At 71.0% G+C, this 11982-nt stretch carries 12 protein-coding genes; 9 read left to right on the forward strand and 3 right to left on the reverse strand.

Translation table 11 applies throughout. From position 1 onward, the window contains the following. Nucleotides 1-155 precede the first annotated feature (155 nt). The 7 genes from OIE67_RS54280 (at nt 156) to OIE67_RS54310 (ending at nt 6240) form a co-directional block, all read left to right on the forward strand. Nucleotides 156-1088: a TIGR04222 domain-containing membrane protein gene (locus OIE67_RS54280; protein ID WP_326635072.1), complete on the forward strand. Its 933-nt coding sequence runs from the start codon at nt 156-158 to the stop codon at nt 1086-1088. 1 nt (nt 1089) lies between these two features. Further along, nucleotides 1090-1902 (forward strand): DUF692 domain-containing protein, encoded by an 813-nt coding sequence (locus OIE67_RS54285; RefSeq protein WP_326635075.1) that lies wholly within the window; start codon nt 1090-1092, stop codon nt 1900-1902. After that, nucleotides 1899-2405 (forward strand): hypothetical protein, encoded by a 507-nt coding sequence (locus OIE67_RS54290; protein WP_326635077.1) that lies wholly within the window; start codon nt 1899-1901, stop codon nt 2403-2405. Before OIE67_RS54285 ends, OIE67_RS54290 begins: the two co-directional genes overlap by 4 nt. A 25-nt stretch (nt 2406-2430) precedes the next feature. Then, on the forward strand, nt 2431-3306 hold the full coding sequence (locus OIE67_RS54295; protein ID WP_326635079.1) for a DUF7064 domain-containing protein: 876 nt from the start codon (nt 2431-2433) through the stop codon (nt 3304-3306). A gap of 42 nt (nt 3307-3348) precedes the next feature. Continuing rightward, on the forward strand, nt 3349-3897 hold the full coding sequence (locus tag OIE67_RS54300) for a hypothetical protein (RefSeq protein ID WP_326635081.1): 549 nt from the start codon (nt 3349-3351) through the stop codon (nt 3895-3897). Between the two features lie 54 nt (nt 3898-3951). After that, nucleotides 3952-4713 (forward strand): isoprenyl transferase, encoded by a 762-nt coding sequence (locus OIE67_RS54305; RefSeq protein WP_106240621.1) that lies wholly within the window; start codon nt 3952-3954, stop codon nt 4711-4713. Between the two features lie 258 nt (nt 4714-4971). Beyond that, a complete protein-coding gene (locus OIE67_RS54310) occupies nt 4972-6240 on the forward strand; it encodes a PhoH family protein (RefSeq protein WP_326645800.1) in 1269 nt (422 codons plus the stop codon). On the opposite strand, the gene OIE67_RS54315 is transcribed toward OIE67_RS54310, so the two are convergent. The 3 genes from OIE67_RS54315 to OIE67_RS54325 are packed head-to-tail and all read right to left on the reverse strand — an operon-like array spanning nt 6241 to nt 8836. Continuing rightward, nucleotides 6241-6756 carry a hypothetical protein gene (locus tag OIE67_RS54315; protein ID WP_326635084.1) on the reverse strand — a complete coding sequence of 172 codons (516 nt, stop codon included), beginning with the start codon at nt 6754-6756 and terminating at the stop codon, nt 6241-6243. Beyond that, a complete protein-coding gene (locus OIE67_RS54320) occupies nt 6753-8165 on the reverse strand; it encodes a HAMP domain-containing sensor histidine kinase (protein WP_326635086.1) in 1413 nt (470 codons plus the stop codon). Before OIE67_RS54320 ends, OIE67_RS54315 begins: the two co-directional genes overlap by 4 nt. Continuing rightward, complete coding sequence (locus OIE67_RS54325; protein ID WP_106241040.1) at nt 8162-8836, reverse strand: response regulator transcription factor; 675 nt, start codon at nt 8834-8836, stop codon at nt 8162-8164. Before OIE67_RS54325 ends, OIE67_RS54320 begins: the two co-directional genes overlap by 4 nt. 265 nt (nt 8837-9101) lie before the next feature. Between OIE67_RS54325 and OIE67_RS54330 the strand changes: the two genes are divergently transcribed. Further along, nucleotides 9102-9821, forward strand: a complete 720-nt coding sequence (locus OIE67_RS54330; protein ID WP_245955887.1) for an aggregation-promoting factor C-terminal-like domain-containing protein — start codon at nt 9102-9104, stop codon at nt 9819-9821. 141 nt (nt 9822-9962) lie between these two features. After that, nucleotides 9963-11960: a glycosyltransferase family 2 protein gene (locus OIE67_RS54335; RefSeq protein WP_326635089.1), complete on the forward strand. Its 1998-nt coding sequence runs from the start codon at nt 9963-9965 to the stop codon at nt 11958-11960. Nucleotides 11961-11982 lie beyond the last annotated feature (22 nt).

The raw sequence follows: 11982 nt of genomic DNA on the forward strand, positions 1-11982 counted from the left end.
GGTGATCACGGGCCGGCGGTGCGCGGAAATACCGAAAAATTCGGTAGGTGACGAAACGAGCAGAAGTCCTTGCGTCGCGTAAGCGGTGGCTAACGTGCTCGTAGGTGTACCTGCCGGTACACCCTCCCAGCTCGGCCTACGAGGGGAGGCCGCACATGAACTTGTTCCTGCTGATCGTTTCGGTGGGTCTGGGCGCCTACGCCGCCGCCACCACCACCGCCATCCAGCGCGCACGGGCCGACATCCTGGCCGCCGCCGGATCCCGGCTCCTGCACCTCGGTCACTACGACCTGGCGTACCTGGTGGGCGGCCCGCAGCGGGTGGCCGACACCGCCATCGCCCTGCTGGCGGACGCCGGCGACCTGCGCGTGTCACGCGGCGGCCGGGTGCACAAGGTGACGATGGGGACCGTCGCCCGCGAGCCCGTCGAGGAGGCCGTGCTCGGCACGGTGGCCACCCGCTCGGGACTGCCCCTGATGTCGCTCAGGATCGAGGTCACCAGAAGCCTGGCGATGGACGCGATCAGACGGCACCTCACGGAGCAGGGGCTGCTGATCGAGGACGGTTCCTTCGCCCGGGTGCGAAAGCTGTGCTTCCGGCTGCGGATGACGTCGCTGGGGGCCTACGCGGGCGCCGCGCTGGAGGGGCTGACGGTGCTGGTGGACCCGGGCCTCCACGCCGTGCTGGCCCTGCTCGTCTTCGCGGGCACGGGCGTGGTCGCCGAGGTCGTGCTCGCCGGTCAACGCTTCCGCGTGCGCAACGCGCTGACCGCGGCGGGCCAGGAGGCGATCGAGTGGGCCAGGCGGGGGAACGCCGAGGGCGTCGCCCAGGGCCCCGTGCCGCTCGCGCTCTACGGGCTCGGTTCGGTCCGGGACCCGGCCCTGCGGACGGAGCTGAGCAGGCGCGGGACCCGGCGTGAACGGCGCCTGCGCGCCTCGTACGCTGGAACCGGCTCGCCGGTCTCCGGCGGCTCCTACGGCCACGGAGCGGGCTGTGGCGGCGGTCTGTCCGGCTGCGGCGGCGGGACAGCCGGCTGCGGGGGAGGCGGCGGCTGCGGCGGTGGTGGTTGCGGCGGCGGAGGAGGCTGACATGGCCGGGCTGGGCGTGGGCATCGGCTGGCGGTCCGAGCTGGACCTGAGCATCGAACGGATGGCGGGCGTCGACTTCCTCGAGGTGGTCGCCGAGAACCTCAAGCCCGCCCGGTTACCCGAGTCGCTGCGGGTGCTGCGGGCCAGGGGCCTGACGGTCATCCCGCACGGGGTCTCGCTCGGGATCGGAGACGCGGAACCGCCCTCCCCTGCCCGCCTGGCCCACCTGGCCGCCTGCGCGCAGGCCCTGGACGCGCCCCTGGTCAGCGAGCACCTGGCGTTCGTCAGGGGCGGTGGCCTGGAGGCCGGGCACCTGCTGCCCGTGCCGCGCACCCGCGCGTCGCTGCGGGTCGTCACGGAGAACGTGCGCCGCGCCCAGGACGCGCTGCCCGTCCCGCTGGCGCTGGAGAACGTCGCCGCCCTGTTCGGCTGGCCCGAGGACGAGCTGACCGAGGCGGAGTTCCTGGCCGAGCTGGTGGAGCGCACGGGGGTGGGGCTGCTGGTCGACGTGGCCAACCTCTACACCAACCAGTTCAACCTGGGCCTGCCGGCCGTGGCGGCACTGGACGCGCTGCCGCTCGACCACCTGGCGTACGTGCACGTCGCCGGCGGGTACGAGCACCACGGCATCTGGCACGACACGCACACCACGACCGCGCCGCAGGTCGTGCTGGACCTGCTCACCGAGCTGTGTGCCCGCGTCACCCCGCCGGGCGTGCTGCTGGAGTGGGACGACGAGTACCCGAGCGACGCCGTGCTGGCGGGCGAACTGTCCAGGATCAGGACTGCGATGGCCCTGGCGGGAGAGCGATGACCGGAGAACCGCCCGGCACGGCCGCGCCGGACGCCGCGCGGGTGGCGAACGGGACGGGCGTCGCGCATGAGGACGAGGTGGCCAGGCTGGCCGCAGCTCAGGCGCGGGTCGTGGCGGCGTTGGTCGCCGGGGCGGAGGTGCCGGAGGGCTTCGATCCCGGCCGGATGCGCGCCCAGGCGGCGAGCCTGATCGCCAAGCGTCGCGCCATCGTGGCCAGGATCCGCCCTGACACGGCCGTGGCGGCGGGCCGCGATCTGGCCGCCGAGTTCGCCGCGTACGCGCGGGCCCGCGCCGCGCCGCCGCCCGGCTACCGCGCCGACGCCGACGACTTCGCCGCCTGGCTGCGCGAACGCGGCCGGATGCTCCCCACCGAGCCGTCGGCCGGGCGACGCGCCAAGCAGCCTGCCGGGCAACGCGCCGAGGAGCCCGGCGAGTCGCGGGCCGAGCGGGCCGAGCGGTCCGCGTGGCGGCGCTGGTGGTCCAAGATCCCCGGCTTAAGCTGACCGTAGCAAGCGCTTGGGAGGCGGCATGCGGATCGTCAATCTGGGCCGGTGGCCCCTGACCACGGAGGACGAGCACCGGCACGAGCCCGGCGGCGAGCCGTTGTGGAACGAGTCCTGGTACTACGACTTCGTCTCCGAGGACGGCGAGGTGGCCGGCTACATCAGGCTCGGCCTCTACCCCCACTGGAAGCGCGCCTGGTACTGGGCCTGCCTCGTGACCGCGGACGGCGTCGTCACCCGCGTCGACCACGAGGCCCCGCTGCCCGGCGACGACCTCACGGTGACGGCCGCGGACTACACGGCCACCCACACCACGGCGGTCCCCTTCGGCCCGGCCAGGGTCGGCCTGACCTCAACCGACCTGACGTTCGACCTGGAGTGGCATCCGGCGGCGGGCGTCTACGGCTACGCCATCACCCCCCGCTACGAGATCCCCTGCGCGGTCACCGGCACCATCGGCGGCGTCCCCTTCCTGGGCCACGGCGAGCGGGACCACAGCTGGGGCGTGCGCGACTGGTGGTCGCTGTCGTGGCTGTGGAGCAGCGCCCGCCTGGAGGACGGCACCCACCTGCACGGCATGCGCGCCAACCTGGGCCAGGAGCTGCCCTGGCCGGCCTTCCTGGCCCGAGACGGCGTCCTGGAGCACGTCGAGGGCTTCTCGGCGGCGACCACGTTCGACGGGGACCGGCCTGCCGAGACGGTGCTGGCCTTCCCGGGGAACGCCACCACGGTGCGCCCGATCGCCTTCGCCCCCGTGACGCTGACCTCCCCTGAGGGCGAGGTGGCCGAGTTCCCCCGGGCGCTGTGCGCGTACGAGACCGAGGACGGCCGTACGGGCTACGGCTGGACGGAGTGGCACCAGCCGCCCGGCTGGCGCGAACACGAGTGGAAACCGCGTTGAGAGCCCCGGTTTAGGGCGCTTTCGGGCGGAAACGGTGAGGGCGTGGGAGGACTACGCTGTGTTGACGGATCGTTTCTGAGCGTCACACCCGTCGCGTGCACCGACAGCGTCGGCACGCCGTACGAGATCACCTTGGAGCTCCACCGCGACGGCACCCCGTACGGGAGCGTGGGCGAGCGGTGCGGCTGGCTGCTGAGCCGGCTGGCGCGCGGCGTCGACGAGGCCCGCAGGGGCGGCGGGGCGGCCAGGAGGTGGTCCGACCCCGACGACCGCTTCCCCGGCGAGGAGCCCGACAGCGAGCTGTTCTCCTTCCGCTACCGCACGAGGGCCGGCCTGGTGGGCGGCGGAGAGCTGCGCTGCCAGCTGCGGACCATCCCCATGTGGCAGCCGGGCCCCGGCGCGTGGCGGCTGACCAGGAGGGCCTTCGTGGAGGCATGGGGCCGCACGGGCGTGGGCATGCGGGCGGTGCTGACCTCCTCGGAGCTGTCGGCGTTCGTCGGCGAGCTGGTGAATGAGGCGGAAGGGTGTCTGGATGGTAGAGATATTGCGAGGAATCCGGTAGAAGGAGCAGGCACGGACGATTCGCGGTGATAATTGCCTGTCGGGGCAAGCGCCCCAAGGCACAGCACCGCTGGGAGGCACTCCGTGGGCCTGCGCGATCTGGTCTACCGGCTGTACGAACGCCGGCTGGAGGCCAAGCTGTCGAAGGACAGCGTTCCCCGGCATGTCGGGGTCATCATCGACGGCAACCGCCGCTGGGCGCGCGCCATGGGCATGCGCGACGTGGCGTCGGGGCACCGCAAGGGCGCCGACAAGATCTCCGAGCTGCTCGGCTGGTGCCGGGAGAGCGGCGTGGAGGTCGTCACGGTCTGGATGTTGTCCAACGACAACCTCAATCGGCCGCGCGAAGAGCTGGAGCCGCTGCTGCGCATCATCGAGGACGTGACCCAGGAGCTCGTGGCGGAAGGCTGGCGGATCAGTCCCGTCGGCGCGCTCGATCTGCTCCCGGACCGCACAGCTAATGTCCTAAAAAATGCAAAAGAAGCGTCATCACACCGTCCAGGCCTGATTGTGAACGTTGCAGTTGGGTATGGAGGAAGACGTGAGATTGCCGATGCGGTGCGCTCACTGCTCCAGGAGCACGCGAGCAAGGGAGCGAGCATCGAGGACCTCGTCGAGGTACTCGATGTCGAGCACATCGCGGAGCATCTCTACACTCGCGGCCAGCCCGACCCGGACCTCCTCATCCGGACCTCGGGCGAGCAACGTCTGTCCGGCTTCATGCTCTGGCAGAGCGCTCACTCTGAGTTCTACTTCCACGAGGCCTACTGGCCGGACTTCCGCAGGGTCGATTTCCTGCGGGCGTTGCGTGATTACGCTGCGAGGCACCGGCGTTACGGTTCCTGACGCGACATTCGGGTATCCAGGACGTAACGTTGGAAGTGTCCGATCACAGGTCGGACATTTCGGAGAGGTCCCGCCTTTGCACCAACATCTGCCGAGGGGGGCCGGACTCCGGCACCGACGGCAGTTCGCGGTCGGGGACGCGGGTCCGGTCCGATTCCCACCTCGTCTGCAGGGTGCCCGCACCAAGGGGCACCCGGGGGAGAACGTGTGGCAGTGTCCTCGAGCAACCCTACTCTCCAGTCGGCCAAGCGCACGTACGTGCTCGACACCTCGGTCCTGCTGGCCGACCCGGCGGCGATGACCAGATTCGCCGAGCACGACGTGGTCCTTCCGATCGTGGTCATCACGGAGCTGGAAGGCAAGCGGCACCATCCAGAGCTCGGCTACTTCGCGCGGAAGGCTCTGCGCTACCTAGACGAGCTGAGGGTCCAGTACGGCAGGCTGGACGAGGCCATGCCGACGGGGGAAGGCACCATCAGGGTCGAGCTCAATCACAGCGATCCGTCCATCCTGCCCGCGGGCTTCCGCCTGGGCGACAACGACACGCGCATCCTCACGGTGGCCCGCTCGCTGGCCAGCGAGGGCTGCGATGTCGTCCTGGTGTCGAAAGACCTGCCGATGCGCGTCAAGGCGGCCTCGATCGGCCTCTCGGCCGAGGAATACCGCGCCGAGCTGGTCAGTGAGTCCGGCTGGACGGGGATGGCCGAGGTCCAGGTGACCACCGACGACGTGGAGACGCTCTTCGACCAGGGCACCGCCGACCTGGAGGAGGCCAGAGAGCTGCCCACGCACACCGGCCTGCGGCTGCTGTCGGCCAAGGGCTCGGCGCTCGGCCGGGTGCAGCCCGACAAGTCCGTCCGGCTCGTCCGCGGCGACCGCGAGGTCTTCGGCCTGCACGGCCGCTCGGCCGAGCAGCGCATCGCGCTCGACCTGCTGATGGACCCGGAGATCGGCATCGTCTCGCTTGGCGGGCGGGCCGGCACCGGCAAGTCGGCGCTGGCGCTCTGCGCGGGCCTGGAGGCCGTCCTGGAGCGGCGCCAGCACCGCAAGGTGATCGTGTTCCGGCCGCTCTACGCCGTCGGCGGCCAGGAGCTCGGCTACCTGCCCGGCACCGAGGGCGAGAAGATGGGCCCGTGGGCCCAGGCCGTCTACGACACGCTCGGCGCCATCACCTCGCCCGAGGTGATCGAGGAGGTGCTGGATCGGGGCATGCTGGAGGTGCTTCCGCTCACGCACATCCGGGGCCGGTCGCTGCACGACGCGTTCGTGATCGTGGACGAGGCCCAGTCGCTGGAGCGCGGGGTGCTGCTGACCGTGCTGAGCCGGATCGGCGCCAACTCGCGGGTGGTGCTCACCCACGACGTGGCCCAGCGCGACAACCTGCGGGTCGGCCGGCACGACGGCGTGGTCGCGGTGGTGGAGAAGCTGAAGGGCCATCCGCTGTTCGCCCACGTCACCCTGACCAGGTCCGAGCGCTCGCCGATCGCCGCGCTGGTGACCGAGATGCTGGAAGACATCACGATGTGACTACTTGAGCTCGCCGCAGGTGAACCGCCCCTCCGACGTGGAGGGGCGGTTCTTGTTCTCCCGGACGATCTTGACCATCTCGAACGCCGCGTCCTGCTGCGCGGTGCAGACGATCTGCGCCTTGCCGAGCTGCGACAGCGTGCCCTCGCCGCTGATGTAGACGGTCAGGGTCGAGGTGCGGGGGAGCTGGATCTCGTCGCGCTGGGGCGGATCGACCGAGTTCTTGGAGCGCAGGTACGTGAATCCGCGCAGCGCGGTGTCCCGGTTCTCCAGCGGCTGCGAGGAGACGGCGAACAGGGCTCCCAGCAGGCTGGCCACGGTGTCGTCGTCCACGTTCGCCGGCTCCTTGGCCAGCTCGCCGTCCTTGATCAGAAAGAACGTCTTCGACGGCGGCGGGATCTTGGTCGTGGGGGCGTCGCCCCTGTCCTGCACGTCGGTGGGCGTGATCCCGCAGCCCCCGGCGGGGATCAGGCAGGCCAGCAGCGCGGTGATCGTCAGGGCTCGGATGACGTTCATGTGTGGGGGAGCCAGACCGTGAAGAGGGTTCCCGGGTGCTGGGCGCGTACGGAGATCGTGCCTCCGTGCAGCAGCACGTTGGCCCTGGCGATGGCCAGGCCCAGGCCGCTGCCCTGGCTGCGGGCCCGGCCCGCGCCGGCCTTGAAGAAGCGGTCGAAGACGTGGGCCAGCGCCTCGCGCGGGATGCCCTTGCCGTGGTCGCGCACCTTCACCTCCAGGCCGTTCTCCGTGGCGCGCGCGCTGACCGTCACCGGTGGCTCGCCGTGCTTGAGCGCGTTGCCGACGAGGTTGGCCACGATGACGTCGAACCTGCTCGGGTCGAGGTTGGCGGTCAGCCCTTGGGAGGCGTGCACCTCGACCTTCTCGCGCCAGCCGCGTACGTCCAGGCAGTCCTCGATGCTGTCGGCCACGTTCACCGGTTCGAGGTTGAGCGTGGCGGTGCCGGCGTCGAAGCGGCTGATCTCGATGAGGTGCTCGACCAGCTCGCGCAGGCGCTCGATCTCCCTGAGCACCAGCCGGACGGCCTGCGCGGGCGCCTCCGGCAGGTGGTCGGCCTCGTCGGAGAGCATGTCGGCCACGGCCGTCATGGCGGTCAGCGGCGTGCGCAGCTCGTGCGAGACGTCGGCGACGAACCTGCGCGACATGGCCTCCAGCGAGCGCAGCTCCGACACGCTCAGCTCCAGCGCCGCGGCCGCGTCGTTGAACCTGGCGGTGAGGCCGGCCAGCTCGTCCTGGCCGTGCACGGGCAGCCGGGTGTCCAGCTTGCCCTGGCCGAGCGCCTCGGCCGCCGCGCTGAGCCGCCGTACCGGCAGCAGCACCTGCCTGGCCGACAGCAGCGCCACGACCAGGGCGAGCAGGACGATGACCGCGCCCGTCTGGGCCAGCGTGGTGCGCAGGGTGGCGAGCTGGCGCTCGTCGTCCGTCAGCGGGAAGAAGACGAACGCCCGCAGCCCGGTGGCCTCGGGCACGCCCACGGTGTCGCGGTAGACCTCGGCGCCGACGATGAGGTACAGCGCGTTGCGGACGATCTTGCGTTGGGTGACGATGCTCTGCTTGGCCCGCCCGTGCAGCTCGTTGGGCACGTCGCTCATCGACATGACGCCGTCGGCGGCGATGAGGCTGCGATATTCGACCAGCACGCTGCGGCCGGGTCCGCCGAGCGCGTGGGCGACGCCGTCGAGGTCCTTCGCCGTGGGCGCGACCTCGCCGGGCCTGAGCTTGCCGATCGGGAAGGAGATGCTGCTGAGCTCCCTGTTCACCAGGTCGAGCGCGGTGGTCTCGGCCCTGGTGACCAGCGCCTCCTTGGCCAGCTCGTAGCCGATCGTGGCGACCAGGAACGAGGCGGCGACGGCGACGAGCGTGAACGTGATGACGAGGCGGGCGCGCAGCCCCGTGGGCAGCGGGATCACGGGGGGCTGAACCGGTAGCCGAACCCGCGCACGGTGTGGATGAAGACCGGCGCGGCCGGCCTGGGCTCGATCTTGGCGCGGATCCGCTGCACGCAGGCGTCCACCAGGCGCGAGTCGGCGATGTGCGTGTGGTCCCAGACCACGCGCAGCAGATAGCGGCGGTTGAGCACCTGGCCGGGATGGCGGACGAGCTCCAGCAGCAGCCGCAGCTCGGTCGGCGTCAGGTGGATCTCCTTGCCGGCCAGCGTGACCTTGAGCGCGCCCCGGTCGATCACGAGGTCGCCGAAGGTGATGCGGTCGGAGGCGGCGGACTCGGCCCGGCGCAGCACGGCGCGGATTCGGGCGTCCAGGACGCGGGGCTCGACCGGCTTGACCACGTAGTCGTCGGCGCCCGCCTCAAGCCCCACCACGACGTCGAGGTCGTCGCCCCTGGCCGTGAGCAGGATGACCGGGAGCTGGTCGAGCTTGCGTACGCGGCGGCAGACCTCGACGCCGTCGATGCCGGGCAGCATCACGTCGAGGATGGCGATCTCGGGGCGGCGGGACCTGATGTGGTCGAGGGCCTCCTCGCCCGTCGCGTACGACGTGACGGAATGCCCCTGCCTGGTCAGCGCCAGCTCTAGAGCTGTACGGACCGAGGGGTCGTCTTCTACAAGGAGGATGCCAGCCACGCGCACATTATTATTCCATGTCTGGATTATCCGAGTTGTGTCACCAAACTGTGACATGGCGTTGATCAGACCCCGAAGTAGTCAAGGCACGCTGTAAGCGGCTTCCCTTCTGCTACGGGCGCCTGAAGGGGAGCCGCGCTTATGTGATGAAAGTCACATTTTTCGGGATTTGTGGAGCTAACCGGCTGGTTGGTGAAATTTTCGCCAAGCGATTCCCGCGTTTCGGTTGCGGACCACCCCCCATGACACGGCAAGCTCATGCATCGTGAGCCCCGGTCCGCAGTTGAGTGAGCGCCGCCCTAAGGAAGACCTCCCCCCGGCGCGCCGGCGTTCGCGCGCGACGCCGAAGCGCATCGTCATCGGCGTCCTGTCGGTGGGCATCGTCCTCGGCGGGGGCGGATTCGTCGCCTACCACGCCGTACAGAACGCCAAGAACCCGCCGCAGCAGCCCGTCTTCTCCATGGAGGACCTGGGCAAGATCGCCAGCGGCGACCTCTACGCGCCCGACCCGAAGAGCGACCTGCTCAAGGCCGAGGCCGAGCAGGCCTACCGCGCCGACAGGCTGAAGAAGGACCGCCCGGGCGGCGGCTCGGGCAAGGACCTCGACTGGGTCATCCCCAAGCAGGCGCCGGCGGGCGACGGCTTCCCGCCGCAGAACTTCCCGCCGGGCAGCGACCCGTCGCCGGGCAGCAACAAGGCCACGGCGCGCTCGATGCTGGCGAGTTTCGGCTTCGGCGCCGACCAGTGGGGCTGCCTGGAACGGCTCTGGCAGAAGGAGAGCGGCTGGAACGAGCGGGCCATGAACCGCTACTCCGGCGCGTACGGCATCCCGCAGTCCCTGCCGGGCGGCAAGATGGCCAGTGCGGGCTCCGACTGGCAGACCAACGCCGCCACCCAGATCAAGTGGGGCCTCGGCTACATCAAGGGCCGCTACGGCACCCCCTGCGGCGCGTGGGGCCACTCCCAGTCCGTCGGCTGGTACTAGTCGGCCAGTACTCGTCGGCCGGTACCAAAAGTCACACTTCGGCCCGCTCCGAGTCCGCGGATCCGCAGGAGCGGGTCAACTTTGCATCTCTAATCGGCAAGCCGCCACGCCCGATCCTGTATACGGGCGCACGCTGGCCGCATGGGTGTGAAGGTCAGTGTGATCGTCAATGTCCACAATCCGGGTGACACCGCCGACGCGTGCATCCGCTCCATGCTGGAGCAGACGCTGCCCGCGGACGAATACGAAGTGATCGTCGTGGACGACGGGTCCACGGACGGCATCGCCGAGCGCCTGGACACCATCGCCGCGGTCCGCGACCACGTACGCGTGCTGCACCTGCCGTACACCGGATCGCCGTCGCGCGGACGCAACGTCGGCGCGGCGGCGGCCACCGGCGAGTACGTCTACTTCCTCGACCCCGGCGACCGCCTGGAACGCGACGCGCTCGCGCACATGTACGAGCGCGCCGTCGAGACCGACGCCGACGTGCTCATCGGCCGGCTCATCCGCGACTGGGGGCCGCCGATGACGGCCTTCGAGCGCAGCACGGCCCGCGCCGACATCCTGCGCGACCGGCTGCTCACGCTGCTCCTCCCGCAGCAGCTCTACCGCCGCGCCTTCCTGGAGGAGCACGATCTGGGCTTCTCCGTGCCCGGCGGCCGGCTCGGCGAGCAGGCGTTCGTGCTGCGCGCCTACCTCCAGGCCAAGGTCATCGCCGTCCTCGCCGAGCACGTCTGCTGCCACCTCGGGGAGCGCCCTCCCGCCGAGGAGGAGCCCCGCGCGATCGTACGAGAGCTGACCGCGCTGCTCGACGACATCGACGCCTTCGTCGGCGAGGGCCGCCAGCGCGACCGCATGTACGCCTACTGGCTCCGCTACGCCGTCCTGCGCCCGCTGGTGACCAGCAAGTTCGCCGACTCCTCCGTGGACAGGGGCATGCACTTCCGCGTCGTGCAGGACCTCATGGTCCGGCGCTTCCCCGAACGGCTCGACCGCCACCTCCCGGTCCAGCTGCGCGTGGTGGCCGCCTACGCCCGCGCCGGCCGGCTCGACCAGATCGTGCTCATGTCGAACGCGTCCAGGCGGGCCGGCCTGCGCGCCGACCTCACCGAGGTGCGCTGGGACGCCCACGTCCTCGTGCTCGGCCTGAGCGTGGAGGTCATGGCCGGCGACGGCTCGCCCGACCGGTACCGCGTGGACGGCGACCGCCTGCACTGGATCCCGCCGCGCGCCCTGGACACCAGGAAGCTGCCGGAGGACGTCACCGACATCACCGACGCCGTCGAGCGGGCCCGCGTCGAGCTCTACGTACGCCACACCGAGACCGGCATCGTGCACTTCCTGCCGCTGGAGCAGCACGTCGAACGCGTCCAGGACGGCCGCCGCCGGGTCCGCATCAGGATCAAGGGCGAGACCAGGCTGGACATCACCAGCGCCGCCCTGGGACAGCCGCTGCGGCCCGGCCAGTGGGAGGTGCACGTCCGCATGTTCAGCGGCGCCAACCAGGCCAGGAGCCGCGTCAGCCGCCCCGAGGGCCCGCTCAACTGCCTGGGCGTGCTGGCCCAGCGGCCCAGGATGCGGCTGGTGGTGCCGTGCTGGAGCGACAACGGCGAGCTGGGTCTGGCCATCGAGCCGCGCTCGTTCTCCGAGTCGATCGCGCTCGTGTCGCCCGGCGTGATGGTCAAGCAGCTCGACAAGCACCTCTACGTCGTGCTGCCGGTGCCGTACGTGCCGCCGAGCGGCGGCCCCGCCCTGGAGCTGGTGCTGCGCGGCACCGGCAGGCGGGGCCGCGAGGTGAGCGCGCCCGCGCTGGTCGAGGCCGGGGTGCCGGGCAGGATCGCGGGCCAGCTCGTGGCCAAGGTGCCGGTCAAACGGATCATGCCCGGCGTCGAGCACCTCGGCCCCGGCGGCTGGCTGTCCTCACTGCGCTCGTCGGAGGGCGAGTTCGGGCTGCGGTTCGCGCTGGAGATGCGCCGGGGCAAGGTCGACGTGCGCCCGGCCGCCGCCGTCGATCCAGAACGCCGCTCGCCCATGGGCCGGGACACCGCGCTGCACCGGCTCGGCCGGCGGCTGCCAGGCGCCCGCCACCTCGTCCGGTGGGCGCGCGCGGGCCGGCACCGCTACCTCACCGACTGACGGTGAGGGTGCGCCGGTCGGC

This window comes from Nonomuraea fuscirosea, from assembly GCF_035917475.1.
GTDB lineage: Bacteria > Actinomycetota > Actinomycetes > Streptosporangiales > Streptosporangiaceae > Nonomuraea > Nonomuraea fuscirosea.